22 protein-coding genes and 1 pseudogene are annotated in these 25,894 nt (G+C 70.9%); 7 read left to right on the top strand and 16 right to left on the bottom strand.

Annotated elements, in window-relative coordinates:
* The first annotated feature begins 59 nt into the window (after positions 1 to 59).
* Positions 60 to 1,115 (top strand): DUF695 domain-containing protein, encoded by a 1,056-nt coding sequence (locus tag ACIBEJ_RS41690; RefSeq protein WP_397188480.1) that lies wholly within the window; start codon positions 60 to 62, stop codon positions 1,113 to 1,115.
* Positions 1,116 to 1,131: 16 nt separating this feature from the next.
* Here the strand turns inward: ACIBEJ_RS41690 and ACIBEJ_RS41695 are convergent, their stop codons facing one another.
* The gene (locus tag ACIBEJ_RS41695; protein WP_397188481.1) at positions 1,132 to 2,256 is read right to left on the bottom strand and encodes an MFS transporter; all 1,125 of its coding nucleotides are present in this window, start codon (positions 2,254 to 2,256) and stop codon (positions 1,132 to 1,134) included.
* Positions 2,257 to 2,405: 149 nt separating this feature from the next.
* Positions 2,406 to 2,906: a TetR/AcrR family transcriptional regulator gene (locus tag ACIBEJ_RS41700; RefSeq protein ID WP_397188482.1), complete on the bottom strand. Its 501-nt coding sequence runs from the start codon at positions 2,904 to 2,906 to the stop codon at positions 2,406 to 2,408.
* A 53-nt stretch (positions 2,907 to 2,959) separates the two neighbouring features.
* On the opposite strand from ACIBEJ_RS41700, the gene ACIBEJ_RS41705 reads away from it, so the two are divergent.
* The gene (locus tag ACIBEJ_RS41705) at positions 2,960 to 4,123 is read left to right on the top strand and encodes a cysteine desulfurase family protein (RefSeq protein ID WP_397188483.1); all 1,164 of its coding nucleotides are present in this window, start codon (positions 2,960 to 2,962) and stop codon (positions 4,121 to 4,123) included.
* Positions 4,120 to 4,431, top strand: a complete 312-nt coding sequence (locus ACIBEJ_RS41710; RefSeq protein ID WP_397188484.1) for a hypothetical protein — start codon at positions 4,120 to 4,122, stop codon at positions 4,429 to 4,431. The genes ACIBEJ_RS41705 and ACIBEJ_RS41710 overlap by 4 nt, the downstream gene beginning before the upstream one ends.
* 43 nt (positions 4,432 to 4,474) lie before the next feature.
* Here ACIBEJ_RS41710 and ACIBEJ_RS41715 read toward each other — a convergent pair whose 3' ends face one another.
* From ACIBEJ_RS41715 to ACIBEJ_RS41745, 7 genes are all read right to left on the bottom strand, one after another.
* Positions 4,475 to 5,428, bottom strand: coding sequence for an electron transfer flavoprotein subunit alpha/FixB family protein (locus tag ACIBEJ_RS41715; protein WP_397188485.1), 954 nt, complete (start codon positions 5,426 to 5,428; stop codon positions 4,475 to 4,477).
* Positions 5,429 to 5,447: 19 nt separating this feature from the next.
* On the bottom strand, positions 5,448 to 6,227 hold the full coding sequence (locus ACIBEJ_RS41720) for an electron transfer flavoprotein subunit beta/FixA family protein (RefSeq protein ID WP_397188486.1): 780 nt from the start codon (positions 6,225 to 6,227) through the stop codon (positions 5,448 to 5,450).
* 198 nt (positions 6,228 to 6,425) lie between these two features.
* Complete coding sequence (locus ACIBEJ_RS41725; RefSeq protein WP_397188487.1) at positions 6,426 to 7,643, bottom strand: serine/threonine-protein kinase; 1,218 nt, start codon at positions 7,641 to 7,643, stop codon at positions 6,426 to 6,428.
* Between the two features lie 36 nt (positions 7,644 to 7,679).
* On the bottom strand, positions 7,680 to 9,440 hold the full coding sequence (locus tag ACIBEJ_RS41730) for a serine/threonine-protein kinase (RefSeq protein ID WP_397188488.1): 1,761 nt from the start codon (positions 9,438 to 9,440) through the stop codon (positions 7,680 to 7,682).
* Positions 9,441 to 9,456: 16 nt separating this feature from the next.
* Positions 9,457 to 11,652, bottom strand: a complete 2,196-nt coding sequence (locus ACIBEJ_RS41735; RefSeq protein ID WP_397188489.1) for a protein kinase — start codon at positions 11,650 to 11,652, stop codon at positions 9,457 to 9,459.
* A 176-nt stretch (positions 11,653 to 11,828) separates the two neighbouring features.
* The gene (locus ACIBEJ_RS41740) at positions 11,829 to 12,359 is read right to left on the bottom strand and encodes a YbaK/EbsC family protein (RefSeq protein ID WP_397188490.1); all 531 of its coding nucleotides are present in this window, start codon (positions 12,357 to 12,359) and stop codon (positions 11,829 to 11,831) included.
* Positions 12,360 to 12,384: 25 nt separating this feature from the next.
* The gene (locus ACIBEJ_RS41745; RefSeq protein ID WP_397188491.1) at positions 12,385 to 13,929 is read right to left on the bottom strand and encodes a flavin monoamine oxidase family protein; all 1,545 of its coding nucleotides are present in this window, start codon (positions 13,927 to 13,929) and stop codon (positions 12,385 to 12,387) included.
* A 107-nt stretch (positions 13,930 to 14,036) separates the two neighbouring features.
* Here ACIBEJ_RS41745 and ACIBEJ_RS41750 point away from each other — a divergent pair.
* Positions 14,037 to 15,281 (top strand): annotated as a pseudogene (locus tag ACIBEJ_RS41750) (RNA-guided endonuclease InsQ/TnpB family protein).
* Here ACIBEJ_RS41750 and ACIBEJ_RS41755 read toward each other — a convergent pair.
* From ACIBEJ_RS41755 to ACIBEJ_RS41775, 5 genes are all read right to left on the bottom strand, one after another.
* Complete coding sequence (locus ACIBEJ_RS41755; RefSeq protein WP_397188492.1) at positions 15,272 to 16,123, bottom strand: M55 family metallopeptidase; 852 nt, start codon at positions 16,121 to 16,123, stop codon at positions 15,272 to 15,274. The pseudogene ACIBEJ_RS41750 and the gene ACIBEJ_RS41755 sit on opposite strands and share 10 nt — an antisense overlap.
* On the bottom strand, positions 16,111 to 17,316 hold the full coding sequence (locus ACIBEJ_RS41760) for a DUF6395 domain-containing protein (RefSeq protein ID WP_397188493.1): 1,206 nt from the start codon (positions 17,314 to 17,316) through the stop codon (positions 16,111 to 16,113). Before ACIBEJ_RS41760 ends, ACIBEJ_RS41755 begins: the two co-directional genes overlap by 13 nt.
* Positions 17,313 to 17,600: a hypothetical protein gene (locus ACIBEJ_RS41765; RefSeq protein ID WP_379638331.1), complete on the bottom strand. Its 288-nt coding sequence runs from the start codon at positions 17,598 to 17,600 to the stop codon at positions 17,313 to 17,315. Before ACIBEJ_RS41765 ends, ACIBEJ_RS41760 begins: the two co-directional genes overlap by 4 nt.
* 20 nt (positions 17,601 to 17,620) lie before the next feature.
* The gene (locus ACIBEJ_RS41770; RefSeq protein ID WP_397188494.1) at positions 17,621 to 18,232 is read right to left on the bottom strand and encodes a class I SAM-dependent methyltransferase; all 612 of its coding nucleotides are present in this window, start codon (positions 18,230 to 18,232) and stop codon (positions 17,621 to 17,623) included.
* Positions 18,233 to 18,955: 723 nt separating this feature from the next.
* The gene (locus ACIBEJ_RS41775; RefSeq protein WP_397188495.1) at positions 18,956 to 19,729 is read right to left on the bottom strand and encodes an enoyl-CoA hydratase/isomerase family protein; all 774 of its coding nucleotides are present in this window, start codon (positions 19,727 to 19,729) and stop codon (positions 18,956 to 18,958) included.
* 65 nt (positions 19,730 to 19,794) lie between these two features.
* Between ACIBEJ_RS41775 and ACIBEJ_RS41780 the strand changes: the two genes are divergently transcribed.
* The gene (locus ACIBEJ_RS41780; RefSeq protein WP_397188496.1) at positions 19,795 to 21,690 is read left to right on the top strand and encodes a sensor histidine kinase; all 1,896 of its coding nucleotides are present in this window, start codon (positions 19,795 to 19,797) and stop codon (positions 21,688 to 21,690) included.
* Here ACIBEJ_RS41780 and ACIBEJ_RS41785 read toward each other — a convergent pair.
* Entirely contained in the window at positions 21,616 to 22,221 is a 606-nt protein-coding gene (locus ACIBEJ_RS41785) for a DNA-binding response regulator (RefSeq protein ID WP_397188497.1), read from the bottom strand. The two genes, ACIBEJ_RS41780 and ACIBEJ_RS41785, sit on opposite strands and share 75 nt — an antisense overlap.
* 90 nt (positions 22,222 to 22,311) lie before the next feature.
* On the opposite strand from ACIBEJ_RS41785, the gene ACIBEJ_RS41790 reads away from it, so the two are divergent.
* Positions 22,312 to 22,749, top strand: a complete 438-nt coding sequence (locus tag ACIBEJ_RS41790; protein WP_397188498.1) for a VOC family protein — start codon at positions 22,312 to 22,314, stop codon at positions 22,747 to 22,749.
* Between the two features lie 139 nt (positions 22,750 to 22,888).
* A complete protein-coding gene (locus ACIBEJ_RS41795) occupies positions 22,889 to 24,796 on the top strand; it encodes an N-acetylmuramoyl-L-alanine amidase (RefSeq protein ID WP_397188499.1) in 1,908 nt (635 codons plus the stop codon).
* Here ACIBEJ_RS41795 and ACIBEJ_RS41800 read toward each other — a convergent pair whose 3' ends face one another.
* On the bottom strand, positions 24,797 to 25,870 hold the full coding sequence (locus tag ACIBEJ_RS41800; RefSeq protein ID WP_397188500.1) for an alkene reductase: 1,074 nt from the start codon (positions 25,868 to 25,870) through the stop codon (positions 24,797 to 24,799).
* Between the last annotated feature and the right edge of the window lie 24 nt (positions 25,871 to 25,894).

Consider the following 25,894-nt stretch of genomic DNA (forward strand, 5'->3'; position numbering starts at 1 on the left):
CGGCGGGACAGAAAGCAGGGCAACGGGGGCTGGGAAATACTCTGCGACAATGACGGGCTATGCGACTGTTCGGGCGCAAGGACGACGAGGAGCGGGAGCCGGTCATGCCCGGTGATCTCATTGCGGACTTCTGGCTGTGGTGGGAGCGGACGCGGCCGCGGCTCGATGCCATGGTGGCGGCCGAGGAGGCCGAGCGGCTGGCCGAGACGCTGGAGCCGGCCGTCGCGGCGGTGCATCCCGGGCTCGTGTACGAGATCGCGCCGGGCAGAGGCGCGGCCCACGCGCTGGTCGTGACCGCCGCCGGTGACGCCGAGCTGCGGTCGCTGGCGCACCGGTGGGCCAAGGCGGCGCCCCCGGCGGACCTGCTGTGGGAGTTCCATCCGTCGCGGCAGGCCAATCCGCTCGCGCTGGAGCTGACGCTGGACGTGGGCGGCAAGGAGTTCGCGCTGGAGGAGCTGATGCTCGGGCTGCGCGTGCCGCGCGGTTCTGCGCGGATCGACGTGGCCGCCTACCACCCGGTCTTCGGCGAGCTCGACGACGAGACCCGCATGGAGTCGGCGCTGCTGGCGCTCGACTGGCTGCTCGGCGAGGACGACGTGGCCCGCTGGCTGGGCGAGATCACCGCGGCCACCGCCCAGCCCATCGACGCCGTCTCCGCCGCCCACCTGCGGGCCGTGGTCGACGACGTGGCCTCCGGCTACGACGAGGAGCAGTGGGCGCTGCTGGAGGGCCAGACGGCGGGTGGCGCGCCGCTGGTGGCGACGACCCGGTACCCGCTGCGGCCGGTCGACCATCCGCTGTTCGACCAGCACATCCAGATCACGCTCCCCTACTCCCACCGCGACGAGAACGGCCTGCCGGTCGGCGACTCCCTCACCGCGCTGCGCGACTTCGAGGAACGGCTGGCCGCCCGCCTGACCAAGCTCCACGCCGACGCGATCCTGGCGGCCCACCTGAGCGCCGAGGGCCACCGGGTCATCCACCTGTACGCGGACCCGACCGGCGAGGCCGCCATCCACGCCAAGGAGCTCATCGTGAGCTGGCAGGAGGGCGACCCCGTGGTGGACGTGGACTCCGATCCCGCATGGGCGTCGGTGGCGCCGTTCCTGTCCTGACGCACCGGGGCTTCTTCTAGCTCGCCCTGGCCAGCTCGCGCTCCTCGCCCCGCTCCGGCATCCTCGCGGGAGCGAGCAGGCGCGGGCGCGGCAGGAAGCGGGCGGCCAGCGCGATCAGCAGGCCGAGCACCACGGCGATCCCCAGCGCGGTGCGCAGCGAGCTCACGTCGGACAGGAACCCGATCACCACGGGACCGAGCAGCAGGCCGGCGTACCCCATCGCGCCCGCCTGGGCGATCGCCGGTCCGGGTGTGTCCGTGGCGGTGCCCGCCAGGGACATGGTCACCGGCGCGATCGTGGCGACGCCGAGGCCGACGAAGAACATCGCGGCCAGGGCCATGACCGGCGTTCCCGCGGTCAGCACGATCGCGAAGAAGCCCGCCGTGGCCAGCCCGGAGGCGGTCATGAGGCCCTTCACGCCGAAGCGGGAGCGCAGGCGGTCGCCGGTGAGCCTGGCCAGCAGCATGCCCGCCTCGAAGATCGGGTAGCCGAGCGCGGCCAGCGCCTCGGGGGCGCCGAGCGAGTCGCGCATGAACAGGCCGTTCCAGTCGGCGACGGTGCCCTCGACCATGAACGCGAAGAACATGATGGCGCCGAGCAGGTAGACGACCGGGGGCAGGCGCTTCTTGCCGGTCTCGGCGGCCGTTCCCGCGACGGGCGCGTCCGGCAGGTACGAACGGCTCACGAACACCATGACGGGCAGCGAGACGAGGGCGATGAGCGCCAGGTTGGCGGTCAGCGACAACCCTGAGGCGATCGACACGGAGCCGATCACGCCCGCGCCGATGGCGCCGACGCACCATCCCGCGTGCATGCTGTTCATGAGCGGCCGGCCGTATGCCTGCTCGACCGCGGAGCCCTGGGCGTTCATGGCGATGTCGACCGCGCCGAACGCCATGCCGAACAGCACCGCGGTCACCAGCAGCACCGGCAGGCTGGGCGCGAAGGCCAGCCCGAGCAGGGAGAGCGCGGTCAGGGGACCGCCGACCCGCAGGACCGCCCTGCTGCCCGCGCGGCTCATGACGCCGCGCATCGCCTGCATGCTGACGAGCGCGCCGACACCCCAGGCGAGCAGTACGCCGCCCACCTCGCCCGCGGTCAGACCGAGTTTGTCGGTCAGCGCGGGGATGCGCACGGTCATGGTGCCCACCATCAAGCCGGCAAGGACAAAGGTGAGGATTGCCCCGAAACGGGCAGTCCTCAGGTCGCGGGTCATCACAGGTTCCTTTCACACGCACAAAGAAGAGGGGCACGGCCGCCGGGCCGTACCCCTGTCAGGAAGGGCTTCGCTCAGAGGAGCGCGAGCAGGCGCCGCTCAAGCGCGGCGAGCTCCTCCTCCGAATGCAGGCTCGGGTCGTGGCTGGCTACGTCCCACAGGCCCTCACAGGCCAGGCGGACGATCTGGGCGGCGACCGGGTCGGGCTCATCCCTGATGCCCTCGGAATGCCAGCGGCTCATGGCCTCACGCAGCGGCGTGAGCAGGAACATGTTCCCGGAGGCCCCGGTCACCACGGCCCATCGTCGGAGCCGGCCGGAGCGGATCGCCGCCATCGTGGCGCCCAGGTAGCGTTTGGTATAGGTGTCGTACGGCTGCGCCGCCAACAACTCGTCGAAGTCGCCGATGAGGCGCTCCGCCATCGCTTTGATCAGCGCTTCCTTGGTGCTGAAGTGATAGAGCAGCCCGCCCTTGCTCACTCCCGCACGGTCGGCCACGGCGGCCAGTGTGAGCGCGTCGGAGCCCTGGTCACAGAGGAGTCCCTCCGCCGCATCCAAAAGCTCGTCTCTACGCATGCCTCTACTGTACCGTCCGGACGGTACAGTGGCAAGCGGGATACCCTGGACGGGTGACCAGACCGTCGGCCTACCTTGATCACGCGGCGACCACACCCATGCTCCCCGAGGCGATCGAGGCCATGACGGAGCAACTCGGCCGCGTGGGCAACGCCTCCTCCCTGCACGCCGCCGGCCGCCAGACGCGCCGGATCGTCGAGGAGTCACGCGAGACCATCGCCGAAGCACTCGGTGCCCGTCCCAGCGAGGTCGTCTTCACCTCCGGCGGCACGGAAGCCGACAACCTCGCCATCAAGGGCCTCTACTGGTCGCGCCGGCCCGCCGACCGCATCCTCCTCAGCTCCGTCGAGCACCACGCCGCGCTCGACCCCGCCCAGTGGCTCGAACGCAGCCAGGGCGCCCGCGTCACCCTCCTGCCCGTCGACGAGGCCGGCCGCGTCCACCCCTCGGCGCTGCGCGCGGCCATCGCCGACGACCCGTCCGGGGTGGCCGTGGTCAGCGTCATGTGGGCCAACAACGAGGTCGGCACCGTCCAGCCCGTGCGGGAACTGGCCGCGCTCGCCCACGAGCACGGCATCCCGTTCCACACCGACGCGGTGCAGGCCATCGGCCAGTTGCCGGTCTCCTTCGCCGACTCCACCGCCGACGCGCTCACGCTGACCGGGCACAAGATCGGCGGCCCGATGGGCGTCGGCGTCCTGCTGCTGGCCAGGGGGCTGACGCCGGTCTCCGTCCTCCACGGCGGCGGTCAGGAACGCGACGTGCGCTCCGGCACCCTCGACGCCCCCGCCATCGCCGGGCTGGCCGCCGCGGTGCGCGTGGCCGTACGCGGGCAGGAGCACGAGCACGCCCGCCTGACCGCCCTGCGCGACACCCTCATCGATCGCGTACGGCAGGCCGTCCCCGACGTCGTCCTCAACGGCGACCCCGTCGACCGGCTGCCCGGCAACGCCCACTTCTCCTTCCCCGGCTGCGAGGGCGACGCGCTGCTCATGCTCCTCGACGCCAAGGGCGTGGAGTGCTCGACCGGCTCCGCCTGCTCGGCCGGGGTCGCCCAGCCCTCCCACGTCCTGCTGGCCATGGGCGCCGACGCGGCCGCCGCACGCGGCTCGCTGCGCTTCAGCCTCGGCCACACCTCGACCCTGGAGGACGTGGACCGCCTGGTCGACGTCCTGCCCGCCGCCGTCGAACGCGCCCGCCGGGCGGGCCTTTCGTGAAGGTCCCCTTCGACGTCGGCGCCTACCACGAACGCGTCCGCAGCGGCCCGTGCTTCATCTGCGCGATCGTGGCCGGCGACCCCGCCTACGACATGGAGAAGGTCTTCTACGAGGACGAGCACCACCTGGCCTTCCTCGGCAGCCGGCAGGGCAACGCCCACCTGCACTGGCACGTGGCGGCGCTGCCGCCGGGTGTGCCCTACGAGCGGCAGCGGTACCACGCGCTGATGGCGGAGAACGGCGTCCTGGAGTGGAGTCCCGAGGAGGGTGAGCTTCTGGCCACGCGGCTGAGGCAGGCACTCACGTGAAAGGCGCCGGACCCCGGGCAGGGATCCGGCGCCGTCCGTGTGCCTACTTGCGCTTGTTGACCTCTTCGGTGAGCTGCGGCACGACCTGGTGGAGGTCGCCCACCACGCCGTAGTCCGCGAGCTCGAAGATCGGCGCCTCGGGGTCCTTGTTGATGGCGACGATGGTCTTCGCGGTCTGCATGCCCGCCCGGTGCTGGATCGCACCGGAGATGCCGGCCGCCACGTAGAGCTGCGGCGAGACCGTCTTGCCCGTCTGACCCACCTGGAACTGGTGCGGGTACCACCCGGCGTCCGTCGCGGCGCGGGAGGCGCCCACGGCGGCGCCCAGCGCGTCGGCCAGGCCCTCGATGACCGAGAAGTTGTCGGCCGAGCCCACGCCGCGCCCGCCGGAGACCACGATGGCGGCCTCGGTCAGCTCGGGCCGCGCGCCCTTCTCCTGCTTGACCCGGTCGACGACCTTGGCCGCGCGGGCGCCGTCGGACAGCGCCACCGCGACCTCCTCGACGGCCCCGGCGCCCGCCGCGGCCACGGGGGCCGTGGAGTTGGGGCGTACGGCGACGATCGGGGTGCCCTTGGCCACCTTCGACTTGACGTTGACGCCACCGCCGAAGATCGACTGGTCGGCCACGAAGCCGTCGCCGAGGCCGACGGCGTCGGTGATGACGCCGGAATCGGTCTTGACCGCGAGCCGGCCGGCGACCTCCTTGCCCTCGGCCGTGGCGGCGACCAGGACGGCCGCGGGGGCCGCGGAGCCGACGAGCTGCGCGAGCAGTTCGGCCTTGGGCGCCACGACGTAGTCCACGATCTCCTGGGCGGAGGCGTTGTAGACCTTGTCGGCGCCGTACTCGGCGAGCTTGGCCGTGGCGGCGTCGCTCAGGCCGGGGCCCGCCCAGACGGCCGACGGGGAGCCGAGCGACTTGGCCAGGGTCAGCAGTTCGAGCGTGACCTTCTTGACCTCGCCGTCGACGTGCTCGACCAGAACGAGAATTTCCGACATATCAGCAAAACCCCCGTTCTTAGATGAACTTCTTGGACGCGAGGAAGTCGGCGGCCTTCGCGCCACCGTCGCCCTCGTCCTTGACGATCGTGCCGGCCGCGCGGGGCGGGGCCGCGGCGAAGTCCACGACCTCCGACCAGGCGGCGCCGAGGCCGACCTGGGCCGCGTCGGCGGAGACGTCGGCCACGCCGAGCGTCTCGACCGGCTTCTTCTTGGCCGCCATGATGCCCTTGAAGGACGGGTAACGCGGCTCGTTGATCTTCTCGACCACGGAGACGACGGCGGGCAGCGACGCCTCGACCTTGTCGTAGCCGTAGTCGGTCAGGCGCTGGATCGTGATCGAGGAGCCCTCGACGTCGACCTTGTTGGCCAGCGTGAGCTGCGGCGCGCCCAGGCGCTCCGCCAGCATCGCCGGCAACACGCCGGTACGCGCGTCCGTCGACTCGGAGCCGAGGATGACCAGGTCGAACCCGATCTTCTTCAGCGCCTGGGCCATCGCGTAGGAGGTCGAGAGCGCGTCCGAGCCGTGCAGGGCGTCGTCGGTCAGGTGGACCGCCTTGTCGGCGCCCATGGCCAGGGCCTTGCGGATGGTCTCGGTGGCCTTGCCGGGGCCCATGGTGAGGACGGTGACCTCACCGCCATGGGCCTCCTTGAGTTTCAGCGCCTCCTCGACCGCATACTCGTCAAGCTCGTTCACCACGCCGTCGACGGCGTCACGGTCGAGCGTCTTGTCATCGGACCGAAGCTTGCGCTCGGTCGCCGTGTCGGGAACCTGCTTCACGCAGACGACGATGTTCATGGCCGGTGGCCGACCTCCCGTTTTCGCCGGATAGCTCGGTAAAAAGCTCGTGCGGTGTCCAGAGTGCCAGGTACCGGGGGCGGACCGCGTGGGCGGGTACCCCTGGCCCCTGAGTCGTTATGTTACCCATGAGTAGCTTTAGGGCAAACTCGCAGGTGGCCCCAGCCTACCGAACTTTGTTCCAGAGTCGGCCGGTGATCAGGCCGACATGAGGAAGACCACACCCGCCACCAGCGCGGTCCCGGCGAACAACGCCAGCGTGAACGGGCTGAAGAACGTGCTCAGCCCGAACCACAACGCGCCGGTCCCCGCGATCGTCGCCAGGTCGGCCACCATCCTGCGGTTCTTGAACGGCCGCCGCGAGACCAGCGCCACCCCGGCGTCGGCCACGATCGCCAGCGCGAACGCCGACAGCAGGAACAGCGAGACCTCGGGCAGCGGCTCCCGCGCCGCCGCGGCCAGCAGCGACACGAACAGCCCCGACCCGATCACCCACCGCCTGCGCACCTTCTCGCGGTGCAGCGCCCGTTCCAGTTCCACGTTCCGCTTTCCGCCCGGCTGCCATTCGCGGGTGGGCTCGGCGTGCGGATCGGCGACCAGGACGGGCGGCTGGGCCGTACCGGAGGAAGGTCTGCGCAGGACGCGCGGGGCGGGGGCGGCGCCCAGCACCTCGCAGATCCGCGCGGCCGTCGGCCGCGCGGCGGGCTCGCGCGCGAGACACTCGCGCAGGAGCGGCGCCAGCCACTCCGGCACGCCGTCGAGGTCGGGCTCGTGATGGACCACCCGGTAGGCGACCGCGGAGGCAGGACCCTTCCCGTACGGCTGCCGCCCCGTCGCGGCGTAGGCCAGCGTGGCGCCGAAGGAGAACACGTCGGCCTCCATCCCCGCCTCGCGGCCCTCCAGCAGCTCAGGCGCCAGATAGCCGGGCGTGCCGATCACCGCGCCCGAGGCGGTCACCGACAGGGAGTCCAGCGCGAGGGCGATGCCGAAGTCGATCACGACCGGCTCGCCGTCGGCCATCATCACGTTGGCCGGCTTGAGGTCGCGATGGGTCACGCCCGCCTCGTGCATGGCCGACAGCGCCTCCGCCAGCCCCGTCGCCAGCAGCCGCAGGTCGGCCACCGGCACCGGGACGGCCGACAGCGGCTTGCCCTGCACGTACCGGGTGACCAGGTAGGGCCGTTCGCCGTCTAAAGAGGCGTCCAGGACCTCGGCCACCCTTCGCCCGCGTACCCGCCGCATCGTCTCGACCTCGCGCGCCAGCCTGGTCAGCGCCGCCTCGTCGGCGGCCACGTGCGGATGGAGGATCTTGACCGCCACCGTCCTGCCCTCGCCGTCGAGCGCGAGGTGTACCTCGCCGAAGCCGCCCGCGCCGAGCCGGGACAGCAGCCGGTACGGCCCAAGCTGCTCGCTCATACCCATCCTTTTCCCCCGGTGGCAGGGACGGGACACTCAGGACCAGGGCGACAGGAACCCCAGTCCGGTCTTCTTGAGCAGGTCGTCGGCCAGGCCGGTGAGAAGGCTGACGGCGCCGTCCTGCGCCTGGGCCGTCAGGCGGTCGATGACCTCGGAGGGCGCCTCCCAGGGAGTCCAGACGGTCTTCTGGCTGAAGGCGAACAGCACCGCCAGCAGGGTCAGGGTGCCGACGGCCACGGTGGCGACCAGCGCGGCCCCCGGAGTGCGCAGCACGCTCGTCAGGCTGCGGGTCACGGCCTTGCGCGGCGCGCCACCGCCGGGCAGCACGAACAGCCCCAGCGTGAACGCCCCCGCGGCGTAGGCGGCCGACTCGTCGACGCTCATGCCGCCACCCCAGCGCAGGATGCCCCAGACGATGGCGCCGAAGGCCAGGGCGAGCGGCACGTGGACGAGCGTGATCAGGGCGGCCTTCACCAGCGCCCACGGGGTGCCGACGATCGCCAGCAAAGCGTCGGCGGAGCTGCCGCCCCCGCGCGCCTTACGCCGGTTGACCATCTCGCCGAACAGGTACTCGCCGACGCGCAGCACCACCGCGATCGCGATGGCGGCGGCGCCGACCGTGACCGGGACCATCACCGTCAGCGCGGTCAGTCCGACGAGCAGCAGCAGGCCCACGAACTGGCTGCCGACGACGAAGCGCTTGCGCTCCCCCGGCGGCGTGTACGGCCTGGGCTGCGTCTGCGGCGCGGGCGGCGGCGTGTAGGGACGCACCTGGGCAGGCGCCGGGTACCCGGCCACCCGCTGGTCGGTCCGCGGCAGCGGCGCGGGCACGTACGGCGGCGGCTTGGGGTTGCGCGGCGCGGGCGGCGGCTTCTCCACCCGCTGCGGCCTGGAGTACTCGACCGGCGGCAGCAGGTCGGAGTAGTTGTCGCCGGCGGGCAGCACCCGCGTGCCCGACGAGGGCGGCGGCGCGGTGGGCACCTCGTGGAAGGCGGTCCTGGTCGGGTCGAGCTGCCTGGCCATCCGCAGGAGCTCCTGCGCGCCGGGCCGCGAGCGGGCGTCCACCTGGAGGGCGCGGCTCAGCCAGCCGCGCAGCCAGATCGGCGCCTTGTCGAGCTGCGCGCGGCCTTCCATGATGTTGAAGCAGACGGCCTCGAACGTGCCCGTGCCGAACGGCGGCGCGCCCGTGGCGGCGAAGAAGACCGTGGAGGCCAGCGCGTGGACGTCGGCCGCCTGGGTGATCTCGGAGTCACGGATGATCTCGGGCGCCAGGTAGCCCGGCGTGCCGACGAACATCCCGGTCTGGGTCAGCCGCGTGGCGTTGACCAGGTGCGCGATGCCGAAGTCGATGACCAGCGGCTCCCCGCCCACGAGCATGACGTTGGAGGGCTTGAAGTCGCGGTGGATCACGTCGGCCGCGTGGATGGCCACGAGCGCCTGGCAGAGCCCGCGCGCCAGGCGGACCAGTTCGTAGTCGCGCAGCGGCCCGTCGGCGAGGACGGTGTCCTCCAGGGTACGGCCCGGCGCGAACCTCGTCACGACGTACGGCTGGCCCCCCACGAGTTCGGCGTCGAGCACCTCGGCCACGTGCGAACTGCGCACGCGCCGCATGGTCTCGACCTCGCGGGTGAGCCGGTCGCGCGCCTTGAGGTCGGCGGCGACATGCGGGTGCAGCACCTTGATGGCCACCTGGCCGCCGTCGGCGTCCATGCCCAGGTGGACCACGCCCATGCCGCCCTCGCCGATCTTCCTGACCAGCCGGTACGGCCCGAGCCGCTCTGGAACCTGCGTGTTCATCGCCTGGCTCCCTGCATCATCCCCCCGACTTCGACAGTTTCTCCAGCTGATCTTCCAGCTCGGAGACGTTCACTGGTGTCCATACTGCGCGCAAACTCGGCGACGTGCCGAACGTACCGATGGCGAGCACCAATGACAGCGCGGCGCCCGCCGCGAACACCCCGGCCATCACCATGGCCGCTGTCCTCGAGGGTACGAGGGATGAGAGGGTCCTGCGCATCTGACGACCAGGTCCCTCGACGCCGGGACCGGCGCAGATGGTCCAGATGGCGACGGCGGCGCCCCAGGCCAGGGCGTTCTCCGGCACGCTCCGGCCCAGCACCGTGAGCAGCAGCGTGACCGGCAGGCCGAGGATCGCCGCGTACAGGACCAGCGCCAGCGTGATCCCCGCCGACTTGACCAGCGCCTTCGGATGGCCGAAGACGCGCAGCACGTCGAGCGCGGCGGCGCCGGTGGAGCGGCGGGCGCTCAGTTCGGGCTGGGCCAGGTCGGCGGCGCGCAGGAGCAGGGCCACGGGCAGCGCCACCAGGGCCACCATGACCGGGGCGAGCGCGGCCAGGACGATCATGATGATCAGGAGCATGGCGCCGGCCACGCCGTACGCGCGCGATCGCTGCAGGAGCTGCCCAGGACGCACGCCCGGGATGTACGGCTCGCGGCGCGTGGCCGGATCCTGCGGGTACGGGTTCTGCGGCGGCGCCTGCACCGGGACGTAGGGCGGCGGCGCCTCGGAGCGCACCCGCTTGGTCGGCACGTCGCCCTCGCGCGGCTGCTGGTAGCCGTGGCTGTTGTTCCAGCCCTGCTGGCCGGGCCAGGGGACGCTGGGGACGCCGCCGCCGTCCTGCATCTGACGCAGCTCTTCCGGGGTGACCCTGCGGGTGGGCCACGGGTCGCCCTGGGCGGGGTTCTGCGGGTAGGCGGGCGGCCTGCCGTGCTGGTCGGAGTGCTGGGGCGGGTTGTGCGGCAGGTTCGACGGCCCGCTCTGCGGCTGGTTCTGGGGCAGGTGGTGCTGCGGGTTGGGCGGCGCGTTGTGCGGCGGGTTCTGGGGCGCGTTGTGCTGCGGGTTCGACGGCGCGTTGTGGGGTGGGCCCGTGGGGATGTTGTGCGGCGGGCCCGTGGGGGTGTTGTGCGGCGAGCCGCCGTGCTGCGACAGCGGCTGCGGGCCGGACGGGGCCGCGTGCGGGGGCTGGCCGTGCTGCGGGGCCGAGGACACGTGCGGCGCCTGGCCCCGGAACGGGTTGGCGGCCGGGGGGTGCTGGGGGCCGGAGTTCGGCGGGTTCTGCTCGCCGTTCCCGGGGCCGCCGGGGAGCAGGGAGACGAAGTCCGGTGGCTGGGCCGGCGCGTGCGAGTCCGCGGAACGGTCCGTGCGGGGCACGGTCGAGATCTCGTCCGGGATGGTCCTGGCCGACTTGGGCAGCAGCCGAGCGGTCTGCTCCGCCAGCTCGGCCGCCTTGGGCCGCTTGGCCGGGTTGCGCTGGAAGGCCGCCTTCAGCAGCGGCTGCAGCACCGACGGGGCCGCGCTCACGTCCGCCTTGCCCGCGGTGATGTTGTAGAAGATCATCTCCAGCGTGCCCTTGCCGAAGGGCGGCTGGCCGGTGCCCGCGTAGAGCAGGGTGCCCGCCCAGGCGTGCACGTCCACCTCGGGTCCCGCCTCCTGGCCCTCGATGATCTCGGGCGCGAGGTAGCCGGGCGTGCCGATGAACATGCCGGTCTGGGTCAGCCTGGTGGCGTCCACGGCCTGGGCGATGCCGAAGTCGATCAGCACCGGCTGGCCGTCGAGGATGAGCACGTTGCCCGGCTTGAGGTCGCGGTGGATCACGCCCACGGAGTGGACCGCGGACAGCGCCGAGGCCACGCCGTGCGCGACCGCGAGCAGCGCCGGTAGTTCCATCGGGCCGTCGTCCCTGACGATCTCGTCGAGGGCGCGCCCGGCGACGTACCGGGTGACGATGTAGGGCCGATGACCCGTGACGTCGGCGTCGAGCACCTCGGCGATGTACTTGCTGCGCACCCGCCGCATCGTCTCGACCTCGCGCGAGAGCCGCCGCCTGGCGACCTCGTCGCCGGCGACCTCGGCACGCAGGACCTTGACCGCCACCTGCCGACCATGCTGATCGACAGCGAGGTGGACAACACCCATTCCGCCTTCACCGAGCCGCCTGAGCAGCCGGTAAGGGCCAAGTCGGTCATCGTTCATGGCATGAAGCACCATACCGGCTTAATCCCCGCCCACGAGATGAACCATGGGGCCACATTCCCACTCATACAACGTCCGGATCAGCCCCATCGGTTTCCCATCCAACGGTCTCGAATACGTCTCAGTGTCTGATGGTCGCGTCCGCTCCGACCTTCGCCGGCATCGTTCCTCGCTCCCTACGGTCAGAGCCCCTACGCTCCGGTGGCCAGGTCGAGCACCTCCGCGCCCTTCAACCCGGCCAGAAGGGCACCGGAGACGGCGAGCTTCGACCTGCGCACGCCACTGCCGATGACCACCCTGTTATGCGATGCCACGTTCGAATCAACCAGGATAGGCCAGTCCGCCGGGAGGCCGAGCGGGGTGATGCCGCCGTACTCCATTCCGGTCAGCTCGACCGCCTCCGCCATCGGCGCGAAACTGGACTTGCGGACGTCGAGGTGCCTGCGGATGACGCCGTTGACGTCGGCCCGCATGGTCGCCAGCACCATGCACGCCGCGTACCGCACCTCGCCGCCCCTCTTTCCGGCCACGATCACGCAGTTGGCCGACGCGTCGAGGGCCACGCCGTACCTCTCGCAGAACTCGGCGGTGTCGGCCAGGTCGGGGTCGATCGCGGCCACGTGGACGTCATCGTCGGCGAACGCGCGCACCGCCTCGGCCACCGGGCCGGCGAGGAGCTCGGTGTGCGTAGCCGCGGGCTGCCAGTGCAAAGTCTGTTCCATCCTCAGGACCTTACGCCCGCCGTCACTACGGAGACTGCAGCACTCGTTGATGCAGGTGCGTGACGGCGTTACGCGCGGACTCCATGGCCCCCGCCTGCCAGGCGATCAGGTGGGTGAGCCAGTCACCCGCGAAGTAAACCCTTCCGCTGGGGCGTTGCAGAAGAGTGAAGGACGAATCAAAGGCGGGCCAGCGCACCCAGCCGCCCTGGATGTGGGGCATGCGCTCCCAGGCGACGGAGACGTCCGACAGCAGCTCGGACCGGTACTTCTCGCCGTGGATCTTCTTGCCCTGGGTGAGGGCGCGGCGGCGGCGGTCCTCGGGGGTGAGGGCGCCGTACAGCTCGGCCTGCTCGTCGCTGGCGTAGTAGCCGACGACGAGGCCGCGCTGGGAGTGGTAGCCGTGGGAGGGGTACCAGATGTGGGTGATGTCGAGGTCGGTCTCGGTGATGCCGCCGTAGATCCGGTCGTCGATCTCCCACCAGCGCCGGCCGTACTCGAGACCGATCTTGCCCGCCGCGACCGGGACGGGCCGCTTCAGCGCGGCCGTGACGTCGGCGCCGAGGTTGTGCGTAATCCTGGCGAGGATGTGCGGCGGGAGGGTGGCGAGGCAGTAGTCGGCGGTCAGGGCGCCGCCTGACCAGGTGACCTGGACGTCCTTCTCGCGGGTGGTGATGCCGGTGACCTGGACGCCGGTCCTGATGCGGCCGGGGCCGACGGCGGCGGTCAGGGCCCTGACGATGGCGTCCATGCCGCCGACCGGCTGGAACATGGGCGTGGCCTGCTCGTAGCCGAAGTCGTTGGTGATGGCGCGGCCGGTGGCGGCGGCGAGGACCTGGTGGACGGTGCCGGGCGGGTCGAGAGGGATGCCGTTCTCGGCCGCCGGATATTTCACGAAACCGCGGCGGGCGGAGCCGTTGTAGTCATACGTGGGGCCGAGGTCGCCGAAACGACGCAGGAACTCCAGGAGCCGTTCCCTGTCGTCCTTGGTGAGCTGGCGGTTGAGCCGGCCGAGGTTGGTGGCTTTGGCGAGAAGTTCCGCGATATATCCGTACATATCGGCGCGGGCGGCCTTGGCCCGTACCGTCCGCCCGTTCGTGTGGACGAACGCGTTGGCGTTGTTGTTGATGAACGCCTCGATCGGGATGCCCAGCTCGCGGCAGTAGTCCATGGTGACCATCCACGGCGCGATCCGGCCGGGCCCGGCGTTGAAGTACACGCCCTCCCCGAACCGCACATCCTGCGCGGGCCCGCTCATCTCGGTCACCCGGTCACCGCCACGAAGCGTCAGATTCCGCCCGCCGGCCTGCTGCCGCGCCTCCAGCAACGTGCAGTCGTACCCCGCCTTGCCCAGCTCGTAGGCGGCGGTCAGCCCCGCGACCCCCGCCCCGATGATCACCACCTTGGCCGCGGCCCGGCCCCGCAGCGTGAAGTCCCCGGGCGAGGGCGGCGTGAACGCCTTCTCCTGCTCCTCGGGCGCCAGCCCCAGCGCCCCCATCGCCGCGTACATGGCGCCCGCCCCCCCGGCCGCCCCGATCCCGACCAGCAACCCCCGCCGCGTGACCGTGTTCATCTGAATCTCCTAAGCGTGGAGACCCCCGCCCTCAGGCGTGGGGAACATACGCGACACGGCACCATAAATCGAACACATGCTCGAATTTCAGATGCCAGAGCGATAGAATGGGAGGCGTGGCGCGGATCGTGAAGCGGGCATACAAGTATCGCTTCTACCCGACCCCCGAACAGGTCGACGAACTCACTCGGACGTTCGGCTGCGTCCGCCTCGTCTACAACATGGCCCTCCGTGAGCGCACCCGCGTCTACACCCTCGAAGGGCGTCATGCCTCCTACGCGGAGTCGTCCGCCAAACTGACCGAGTGGAAACGAAGTGGCGACTACGACTTCCTCTACGAGGTGTCGTCCGTCCCCCTCCAGCAGGCTCTCCGCCATCTCCAGACGGCATTCACGAACTTCTTCGCCAAGCGCGCGAAGTACCCCACCTTCAAGAGCAAGAAGAAGTCGAGGCAGTCCGCGGAGTACACGCGCAGCGCGTTCCGCTGGCGCGACGGCACGCTGACACTGGCCAAGATGGACACCCCGCTCGCGATCGTCTGGTCGCGCCCGCTTCCCGCGGGTGCGGAGCCGTCCACCGTGACGGTATCGAAGGACGCGACCGGACGCTGGTTCGTCTCGCTGCTGGTCGAAGTGGGGATCGCACCGCTGCCACCGGTTGACGCGTCGGTAGGTGTGGACGCGGGCATCATCGCTCTGGCCACGCTCTCCACCGGCGAGAAGATCGTCAATCCGCGCCATGAGTGGCGGGACCGTCGCAGGCTGGCCAAAGCGCAGAGGGCCCTCGCTCGCAAGGAGAAGGGCTCGGCGAACCGGGCCAGAGCCCGCCTGAGGGTGGCCGGCGTGTACGCCCGGATTGTCGACCGCAGAAGGGACTACCTGCACAAGGTGACGACACGGCTTGTCCGCGAGAACCAAGTGATCGCCGTGGAAGACCTGGCCGTCCGAAACCTGCTCAAGAACCACAGCCTGGCCCGCACCATCTCCGACGCCACTTGGCGGGAGTTCCGGATCATGCTGGAATACAAGGCCGCCTGGTACGGGCGCACCTTCGTGGCGGCGAACCGCTGGTTCCCTTCCTCGAAGCTGTGTTCGGCCTGCGGAGTTCTTCACGACAAGTTGCCGCTCAACATCCGGGAGTGGGAGTGCGCCTGCGGCGTGATCCATGACCGGGACGTGAACGCGGCCAAGAACGTTCTCGCCGCCGGGCTGGCGGAGAGATGAAACGCCTGTGGAGCTGGCGTAAGACCCCACCGGCACAAGCCGGGCGGGCGGCCGGCGGTGAAGCAGGAAGCCCACCCCGTGAGGGCTGGAATCCCCCGGCTTCAGCCGTGGGATGGAAGTCAACCGTAGGGCCCGCTGCCGCAGGCCACCTGACCCCCGATGGTCGCGAACAGCCCGAACAGCGCCATGATCTGCGTGAAGTCGTCCGTCGTGAACTCGGTGTGGCGCGTCCCCGCCGCCTTCACCCCCGGGATCAGCGCGACGGCCGCCGCGATCGCGGTGGAGTTCCACTCCACCCCCAGCGTGTACGGCGCCGCCACCGCATAGGGCCGGAAGCCGGCCAGCCGGTTCAGGGCCCGCTCCGTGGCCTCGCGGATCCTGGCCTGGGCCACGCTCGGCGGCAGCAGTTCGGCGGAGAACTTGTCGATGCCCTTCTTGACCGCGACCGTCTCGACGTCGCCGAGCAGTTCGCGCGCCTCCTCGCCGACCGCCTCGTCCCCGGCGACCAGCACCACCGGCACCCCGTGGAACCCGGCGCACGCGGCCACGATCCTGGTCTCGCCGCAGACCTCGCCGTTGAGGTAGACGTTCTGGATCTCCTTGCCCATCCAGGTGTGGTTGAGCACGCCGTGCGGCACCCCGGCCATCGCGTGGTAGCCGACGAAGGCGGCGGCCTGGAACGAGCCGTCCAGCCCCTGCGCCATCCGCTGCGACTTGCCCGGCCCCCTGATGAGCGTGGCGCGCGGGTCGAGCAGGTCGATCCGCAGATTCTTCGTGGAGCCGTGCGCGTCGTTGACCAGGACTTCCGTCGCCCCGGCGGCGAAGGCGCCCTCGATCGCCGCGTTGGCGTCCGCGGTCATGAGCTCGCAGCCGCGCTCGTACCCGCGCTTGCCCGCGTGCATCTCCTCCGGGTCGGTCAACCCGGTCACGCCCTCCATGTCGACCGACAGGTAGACCTTCACGATCCCCATTCCTCCACGCGCCGTGCCTCGCCGGGGGTCATCAGCCCGACGTTCTCCGCCATGAATGCACTCGCCGGCTCGCGCCACGGCTCGGGGATCTCCGCCAGGGCGGGCGGGTAGCAGCGCTCCAGCCAGCTCGTGGACTCTTCCGTGGCGTCGAAGTAGTCGAGCGCTCCGGCCAGTATGGAACTTTCCACGCCGGGGATGCGGGCCAGGCCGTACTCGATCATCTCCATGCCGCCGTAAGGCGGCTTGCGCAGCCACTTGCGCACGACGGCGCGGTCGGCCGTGAGCGGCGTGTCGAGGGGCCGCCGTTCCACGGCGGCCTGGATGATCTCCTTGTAGAGGCACTTCCCGCAGGTACGGCACGGCCCGTCCGCCCCCCGCAGGCACCACCGGACCTGGGCCCTGAGCTCGGAGCCGAGCGCCAGCCGCATCGTCACGGCCTCGCTGACCCCGCCGACCGGCAGCACGATCGGCACGCCCGCGGCGGCGAACAACCGTCCCCAAGCCCCGTGCGGCGCCCACATGGGATTGTCCGGCGTGAACCGCAGCAAATACCGGTCACCGCCCAGCCACCGGGAGCCGAGCTCGTAGCCGAACGCGAGCCCGCCGAGGTCCATCCGGTCGGCCAGCAGCAGCGCGCCCGCCGCGACGGCGTGGTGCTCGGGGTAGCCGGGGCGCGGCTCGGCGAGCGTGAACTCCAGGTCCGAGGTGACCGTGGTCAGCTCGCGGCCGGTCTTCCTGGCCAGCTCGGCCAGCACGTCGGAGCGGTAGTGGGTCCACCGGTTGGGCACCCTGGGGTGGGGCACCCTCCGGAAGTGCACGAACGGCGCGTCGGGAAAGATCGCCGCGGCTGCCACGGAGTCGGCGCCGCCGCTGTAGGAGATCGCCAGGGTCCGGCCCTGGCGCCTGGGGGCCCCGCCGATCGGCCCCGCCTCGATCCCCCACCCGTCGTGCAGCGCCGCCGCCACCTCGGCGGAGATGGGCCGGTCGAAGATGATCCGCCGCCGCGTCCAGGGGGCGACGACCGTCCAGGCGGCCACGGCGAACAGGTCGGGATGCGCGTCGCCCGGCACGCCGCCGAACGCGCACGAGGTGGTCCTGAGCTTGACCGGGTGATCGTCGGCCGCCCGGCCGGTGATCTCGTCCTCGGGGTCGAGGCGGAAGTCCAGGGCGGCGCCGTCCCAGAGGACCCTCACGAGCGCTCCTTGAGCCCGTCGATCGCCTGCCAGACCAGGACCTCGTTCTGCAGGACGTGGTCGAGCGCGTCCGCGGTCTCCTTGGACAGCCGCTGCGCGTCGCCGGTCCTGGAGGTGAGCTGCCTGACCTCCTCCTGGAGAGTGACGACCTCGCGCCGGAGCGTCTGGACCTCCCAGAGGGCGTCCTTGATGTCCTGGCGATGATCCGCGACCGAGATGTACCGGGAGTCGAACCAGCCACGTACCGCCCTACGCAGCCGTACAGGAACCAGGACGCGCATCATGAACCGTCACCATACCGGCATCAGCCCCCATATTCGGCAGGCTTCCGCCAGATCACCGAGTAGCGGCGCAGCAGATGGCGCCGGTACCGCATCCCCGGCAGAATTTCCCGCGCCCTGCTCCGGACCTGCTGATACCCCATCCGTGCGTCCGCCCCCGGCATCCCCTCCGGCCCGTGCGCCCGCCGGAGCTTCTTGACCAGCCACACGACCGGGAGGCCGGGGACCCTGAACAGCCAGTCCGCGAGGCTGACGTCCTTCGCCAGCCCGACCACGACCAGCGTCCCGCCTGGCCGGAGCAACTCGCGCATCTTGACCAGCCCGGCCTCGAAGTCCATGTGGTGGATCGTGGACACCGAGCAGATGAAGTCGTACGCCTCCCTCGGCAGGTCCGCGGCCAGGAAGTCCCCCTCCACCAGCACGATGTCCCCGCCCGGTGTGACCCGCTCCCTCGCCAGGGCGATCATCTCCGGTGAGACGTCGATGCCGGTGACCCGCTTGGCCTTCTCCGCCAGCTTCACCACCAGCAGACCGTCCCCGCAGCCGACGTCCAGCGCGTCTCGGCAGGCTTCGGGCATCTTGTGGAGGATGCCGGGGTGGCGGGCGACGTTGGTGTTCCAGTACGTCCGGGACATCGGCACATCCTAGACATCCGCTACGGTGATCACATGAGTGGCGGATTCTCCGGCGCGGACTGTTAGGGCCACGCCAGAACGACTCGCGGGCCTGGACAGGACCGCGATGTCTCGCACCGGATCCAGAAACTGGACCGGCCGGAGTGGATGCACTTCATGCGTTACGGCGGCTGCTCGGCCGGAATCGGGGACTTCGCCCGCTACTACGAGAAGCGCGACCCCCAGCGGACGCGGCTCGCTCTGCTGCGCGGCGAAGAACCAGAGCCGACCCGGCACTGCGGCATGGCCAAGAACGACTTCTTCTCAAGCCGACCGGCCGTTGTTCGTGATCAGGTTCCGACGATCCGCCCGGGGACGTCGATCCAGGCGTGCTGGCCGGACGGACCGACGGTGTTGCCGAACCGGTCCGGTGTGGGAACTACATGGCCGCTCAAATCTTGGCCACCCACGTCTTCTTTGGCGCTACATGGACTGCGGAATCCCCCACAGCTTTTCGGGTGTTCCTCTAGATGGGAACCGCCGGCCAAGGCTCGGGGACCGGGGCCGGGAGGCACCGGCGAGGGGGTGCGGGGGAGCTTGGCTCCCCCGTCAAGGCTGCCCGAGCGGAGCGAGGACCTTGCCTTTGTGGGGGTGTGGGGGGCGCCGAGCCCCCCACTTGGACGCGGCCCGGAGCCCGCCCCCACGCGCGAAGCGCGCTCCTGTGCGGATCAGCGGAGGACCTTGTCAGTGGCCGGTGAACTTGGGCTTGGTCTTTTCCGTGAAGGCTCGCATGCCCACCTTCGCGTCCTCCGTGGCGAACAGGCCGGAGAACTGCAGGCGTTCGATCTCCAGGCCCGTGTCCAGGTCTACCTCCAGGCCCTGGTCCACCGCCTGCTTCGCCGCGCGCAGCGCGATCGTCGGGCCGGCGGCGAACGTCGACGCCCACTCCAGTGCGGCCGTGTACACCTGGTCGTCGGCCACCACCTTGTCCACCAGCCCGATCGACAGCGCCTCCGCCGCGCTCACGTGGCGGCCGCTGAAGATCAGGTCCTTGGCCTTCGACGGACCCACCAGCCTGGGCAGACGCTGGGTGCCTCCCGCCCCGGGGATGATGCCGAGCAGGATCTCGGGCTGGCCGAGCTTCGCGCTCTCCCCCGCCACCCGGAAGTCGGCGCACAGGGCCAGCTCGCAGCCGCCGCCCAGCGCGTACCCGGTGATCGCGGCGATCACCGGCTTGCCGATCCTGGCCACGGCGGTGAAGCAGTCCTGGAGGGTGCGGGAGTGGGCGGACATGTCGGCGTAGGACATGTCGGCCATCTCTTTGATGTCGGCTCCGGCGGCGAAGACGCGCTCGCCGCCGTAGAGGATCACGGCCTGCACCACGGGGTCGGCGTCGACCAGGCGGGCGGCCTCGCCGATCTCCTGTTGCACCTGCCCGTTGAGGGCGTTCATCTTGGGACGATCGAGTCTGATCGTCGCGATCTGGTCTGCCACCTCGACACGCACGAACTCTCCCATGCCAGGCACGCTACCGGAGGAGGGGCGCTTTCACCGGCCCGCCCCCGCGAGTACCCTGCGGCCCCATGAACGCACCGGCGTTACGCCTGGCCCGGTTGGTCGCGGTCGTGGTCAGCGCGGGCTTCGCCTTCGGCGGGGTCATCGGCGTCGTCTACTCCGAGGATCCCGCGCCGATGAAGGCGCTGGCCTTCGCGCTGCTGACCGTCCTGTTCGCCCTGCACCTTCGCAATTGTGTACGGCGGGCCGACGGCCGCAGGCCCACCGGCTGGCCGTGGACGCTGGCCGTCCAGGTGGCGCTGACCGGGGCGGGCCTGCTGCTGTTCCCCGCCACCTGGTACGGCAACACGGGTTTCCTGGCCGCCGCGGTCCTCCTGCTGTTCCGGCGGCCGTGGCCGAAGTGGGGCGGGTTCGCGCTGGTGCTGGCGGCCCAGTTCGCCTCCACGATGACGGTGCGGCCGGCGGTGAGCGAGGCGCTGTATGTCGCGCTCGGCCAGACCGCGTTCGTGGGCATCGCCCTGTACGGCGTGGTCCGCCTGACGGACCTGATCGCCGACCTGCGGGGCACCCAGGCGGGATTGGCCGCGGCGGTGGTGGCCAGGGAGCGGCTGACCTTCGCCGAGGAGCTGAACGAGCGGGTCGGCGCGGGCCTGGAGCAGGTGGTACGGCACGGCGAAGCCGTACTGGAGGCAGCGGACCAGGAGCGCGCCCGGCACGAGCTCGACACGGGCCTGAACACGGCACGGCTGGCCCTGACGGAGGTCAGGTCGGTCTCGCACACCACCCGCCAGGAGGCGCGCAGCCGCCCGGTGGCCGCGGACCTGACCACCCGGGTGGCGTCGGTGCTGGTCGTGGTGACGATCCTGCTCATGATCGTGCCGAGGGAGCTGCGGCAGGTGGCGCTGGCGCCGCCGTCGCCGCACCTGCTGGCGTTGTTCGGGGCGTCGCTGGCGCTGGTGGTCGGGCTGCACCTGCGCGCGTGCCTGCGTACTGACCGGTACTGGCCGTGGGTGCTGGCGGCGCTGGTGCTGGTCACCTACCTGCCGAGCCTGGCGCTGGGGCCGAAGCTCTGGTACGTGGCGGCGTACCTGCCCGGCGCGGTGCTGGCGCTGGTGCCTGGGCGGGTGCGCTGGCCGATCGCGGCGGCGGCGATCCTGGGCGACCTCTACTTCCACGCGACGGTCACCGGCTGGGCCGACAACGCGCTCGACGTCGCCTACGGCCTGGTCTACGTCGTGGAGCGGGCGCTGATCGTCTACGCGCTGTGGCGCATGGCGCGGCTGGCCGACCGGATCCAGGCGGCCAGGATCGAGCTGGCCAGGGTGGAGGTGGCGCGCGAGCGGCTGCGCTTCGCCCGGGACCTGCACGACCTGCTCGGCTACGGCCTGTCGGTGGTGGTGCTCAAGGCGGAGCTGGCCGTCCGGCTGCTGGGCCGCGATCCCGCCGCGGCCAGGCGGGAGCTGGCGGACGGGCTGGCGGCCGCCCGCCAGGTTCTGTCCGACATCGATTCGGTCGCCTCCGGCTACAGCACGATCGCGCTCGCCGACGAGGTCGCCTCCGCCCGTTCGGTGCTGGCCGCCGCGGGCGTCGAGCTGAGCGCGGACGTGAGCGCGCGCCGCCTGCCGGACCCGCAGGACGCCGTGCTGGCGACCGTTCTGCGCGAGGCGGTCACGAACGTCCTGCGCCACAGCGACGCGCGCCACGGCACGCTCGTGCTCGCCGTGGACGGCGAGACGGCGGGGCTGCGCCTGGCCAACGACGGGGTACGCGCCGTCGTTCACGAGCCAGGCTCGGGACTCGGCAACCTGCGCGAACGCGTCGAGGCGCTGGGCGGCGAGCTGTCGATCGAGTCAGCGCCCGGCACGTTCGCGCTGGCCGTGGTGCTGCCGCTAGAGCCAGCCCTCGTCGGCGGCGATCCTGATCGCGTCCACCCGGTTACGCGCGTTGAGCTTCATGACGGCTGACGACAGGTAGTTGCGGACCGTGCCGCGGCTGAGCGAGAGCCGTACCGCGATCTCGTCGGGCTCGGCCCCGGTGGCGGCCAGGCGCAGCACGTCGGCCTCCCGCGCGGCCAGCGGGTTTTCCACCTTGCGCAGCGCGGCGACGGCGAGCTGCGGGTCGACCACCTGCTCGCCCGCGGTCACCCTGCGGATGGCGTCGATGAGGTCGCCGGTGGGCGAGTGTTTGAGCAGGAATCCGCTGACGCCCGAGGCCATCGCGCGGCGCAGGTAGCCGGGCTTGGCCAGCCCGGTCAGGACCAGCGTGGCGCAGGCCGGCAGCTTCTCCTTCAGCTCGGCGGCGGCGGTGAGGCCGTCGAGCTCGGGCAGGTCGATGTCGATGACCGCCACGTCGGGGGCGGAGTCCAGGGCGGCGGGGACGACCTGGTCGCCGCGCTCCACGGCGGCCACCACCTCGAGGTCGTCCTCCAGGGAGAGGACGGCGGTGAGGGTCTCCCTGAGGATACGGACGTCCTCTGCGATCAGCACGCGGATCACTGTGAATCCTTCACACGGGACCGGTGAATGCGGCACTACCTGGAGCTACTTCCGATTGGCGACTATACAGACACACGAGAGGAGCACGTCATGCAGAAGATCACCCCTTACCTCTGGTTCAACAACCAGGCGGAAGAAGCCGCGAACCACTACGTCTCGATCTTCAAGAACTCCCGGATCACCGAGGTCACGCCGATGATCGTGACGTTCGAGCTCGAAGGCCAGCGTTTCCTCGCGCTCAACGGCGGCCCGCAGTTCACGTTCAACGAGGCGATGTCGCTCTACGTCGACTGCGAGACGCAGGAGGAGGTCGACGAGCTCTGGGGCAGGCTCCTGGAGGGCGGCGGGCAGGAGGGCGAGTGCGGCTGGCTCAAGGACAAGTTCGGGGTGTCCTGGCAGATCATCCCGAACGCGCTGCCGCGCCTGCTCAGCGACCCCGACCCGGTCAGGGCCGAGCGCGCGATGAAGGCCATGTTCACGATGCGCAAGATCGACGTCAAGGGCCTGGAAGCGGCGGTCGAAGGCTGACGACTCCCCTCATGGGCGGGCCGCGTGTCCGCCCATGGGACGTTAACGGGTGAAAAATTCCTTCGCAAAACTCTCGCCCGAGAAGGAAAATGTTGAGACGCTGACTGCACCTGAAGCCCCCCAGTCCAAGGAGCAGTGAATGCGCAGAGCCTTGGCGATCGTCGCCTTGCTCCCGTTACTCAACATTCCGGCGGCCCACGCCGACGAACCCTCCGGCCGCCAGGAGGCGTTCGCCGCGGCGGCCAAGGAGTTCCAGGTGCCGGAGAGCGTGCTGCTCGGCGTCTCATACCTGGAGTCACGCTGGGACGCCAACTCCGGCCGCCCGAGCAGCGACGCCGGATTCGGCCCCATGCACCTGACCGACGCCGCCGCGTACACCGGCTCGAACCACCATGAAGAGGGCGAGGAGGACCCGCGCGGCGACGACAGCAGGCCCCTCCCCCCGCGCGAGGAGGCTCCGCCCGCACCGGCCGAGATCCCCGAGTCGCTGCGGACCATGGAGAAGGCCGCCGAGCTGACCGGCGAGAGCCACGAGAAGCTGCGCACCGACGCCGCCGCCAACATCCGCGGCGGCGCGGCGCTGCTGGCCTCCTACCAGAAGGCGCTCGGCGCCCCGCTCAGCGACGACCCCGCCCAGTGGTACGGCGCGGTCGCCAGGTACTCCGGCGCGCCCGAGAAGGAAGCCGCCCAGTTCTTCGCCGACGAGGTCTACACCACGATCAAGCAGGGCGCTCAGCGCACCACCGACGACGGCCAGCAGGTCAGGCTGACCGGCATCCCGGGCCTCGGCGCGATCAAGGAGTGGCTGGACAAGCTCGGGCTCAAGCCCCCGCGCCGTGACGGCGTCGAGTGCCCGCCCACGATCTCCTGCGAGTGGATCCCGGCCAAGCAGGCCGAACTACCCAACGGCAACTACGGCAACTTCGACACCTCGAACCGGCCCTTCAACCAGAAGGTCGACTACATCATCATCCACGACATGGAGGGGTACTGGCGGCCCTCCATCGACCTGCTGCTGAACCCGGCCCGCGCGGCGAGCTGGCACTACTCGCTGCGCTCCAACGACGGCCACATCGCCCAGCACATCAAGACCAAGGACGTCGGCTGGCAGGCGGGCAACTGGTACGTCAACGCCAAGTCCATCGGCCTGGAGCACGAGGGCTTCCTCGCCGAGCGCGGCTCCTGGTACACCGAGGCCATGTACCGCACCTCCGCCAAGCTGGTCCGGTACCTCGCCCTCAGGCACGGCGTGCCGCTCGACCGCGCGCACATCCTCGGCCACGACAACGTGCCCGGCACCCTGCCGACGACCGTGCGCGGCATGCACGAGGACCCCGGCCCCTTCTGGGACTGGGACCGCTACTTCAAGCTGCTCGGCGCGCCGTTCCACCCCTTCGGCGGCCCGAACTCCGGCACCGTCATGATCAAGCCGGACTTCGCGACCAACAAGCCGTACTTCTACGGCTGCGACCGCAAGCAGCCCGAGCTCGACTGCCCGCCCACCAGCGCCGCCACCGTCTGGCTGCGCAAGGAGCCGCGCCCCGACGGGCCGCTTGTCGACGACATCGGCAAGCGCGGCGCCGGAAGGTCCATCTACAGCGTCTACGACCACAGCGCCCGCGCCGTCACCGGCCAGCGCTACGCCGTGGCCGACCGCCAGGGCGAATGGACCGCCATCTGGTACCTCGGGCAGAAGGCCTGGTTCCACAACCCGGCGTCCAACCCGACCGCGATCCCGTCCATGGGTCTCGTCGTGACGCCCAAGAAGGGCCTCGCGACCGTCCCCGTGTACGGCAGGGCCTACCCGGAGCAGGAGGCCTACCCGGCCGACATCCCGTACCAGCCGATCACGCCGCTGCAGTACACCTTCTCCGCGGGCGAGAAGTACAGCTTCGGCGGAGCCCAGTTCGGCGAGTACTACCGGGCGGTCACCATCGACCCGTCCACCCACAAGGTGGTCCGCGGCAAGACCCTCTACTACCAGATCCAGTTCGGCCACCGCGTGATGTTCGTCAAGGCCGGTGACGTGACGCTGTCCTGGGCCTGATCATCCGGTGAGGGCGGGATAGTCCGTGTAGCCGCGGTGGTCCCCGCCGTAGAACGTGGCGGGATCGGCCACGTTGTACGGCCCGCCCGCCCTCACCCGGTCCGGCAGATCGGGGTTGGCCAGCCAGTACGCCCCCAACGTCACGGCGTCGGCCAGCCCCTCGCGCAGCGCCGCGGCCGCCTGCTCGGGGGTCCCGGACGGCGTGCCGGGCTCGGCCTTCGGGTTCAGGATCAGCGTCCCCGGCCACGCGGCCCTGATGACCCTGGTCAGCTCCCTGTCCCACTCCATGATGTGCAGGTACGCCAGGCCGTACCCGGAAAGGGCGCGCACCAGCGCCGGGTAGAGCTCGGCGGGGTCCTTCTCCCTGATGCCGTTGTTGGGGTTGCGCGGGGAGACGCGGAAGCCGACCCGCTCGGGCCCGACGGCGTCGCCGACCGCCTGGGCGACCTCGGTGGCCAGGCGGATGCGGTTGGCCAGCGTGCCGCCGTAGGCGTCGGTGCGGACGTTGGCGCTGCCGCACAGGAACTGGTGGATGAGGTAGCCGTTGGCCCCGTGGACCTCGACCCCGTCGAACCCGGCGGCCATGGCGTTCTGGGCGGCCGAGACGAAGTCGTCCACGACGGCGCCGATGTCGGCGAGCGTCATCTCCTTGGGCGCCGGGTGCTCCAGCATGCCGTCCGGCGTGTAGAGCAGTTCGCCCGACGGGATGGCCGACGGCCCGAGCGGCAGCGCGCCGTCCGGGTACAGCCACGGGTGGCCGACCCGGCCCGCGTGCATCAACTGGGCGAAGATCCGGCCGCCCCGGGCGTGCACGGCGTCGGTGACCCGGCGCCAGCCCTCGACCTGCTCCTTCGAGTGCAGCCCCGGCGTGCCCATGTAGCCCTGGCCGATCACCGACGGCTGCGTGCCCTCCGTGATGATCAGCCCGGCTCCGGCGCGCTGCGCGTAGTACTCCACGGCCAGATCGCCGGGCACCGCCCCCTCACCGGCGCGGCTGCGGGTCATCGGGGACATGAAGAGCCGGTTGGGAAGATCCAGCTTCCCCACGGTCACCGGCTCGAACAACTCGTTCACCAGAACCTCCTCATACATCAACAG

Source organism: Nonomuraea sp. NPDC050790, from assembly GCF_044456745.1.
Lineage (GTDB): Bacteria > Actinomycetota > Actinomycetes > Streptosporangiales > Streptosporangiaceae > Nonomuraea.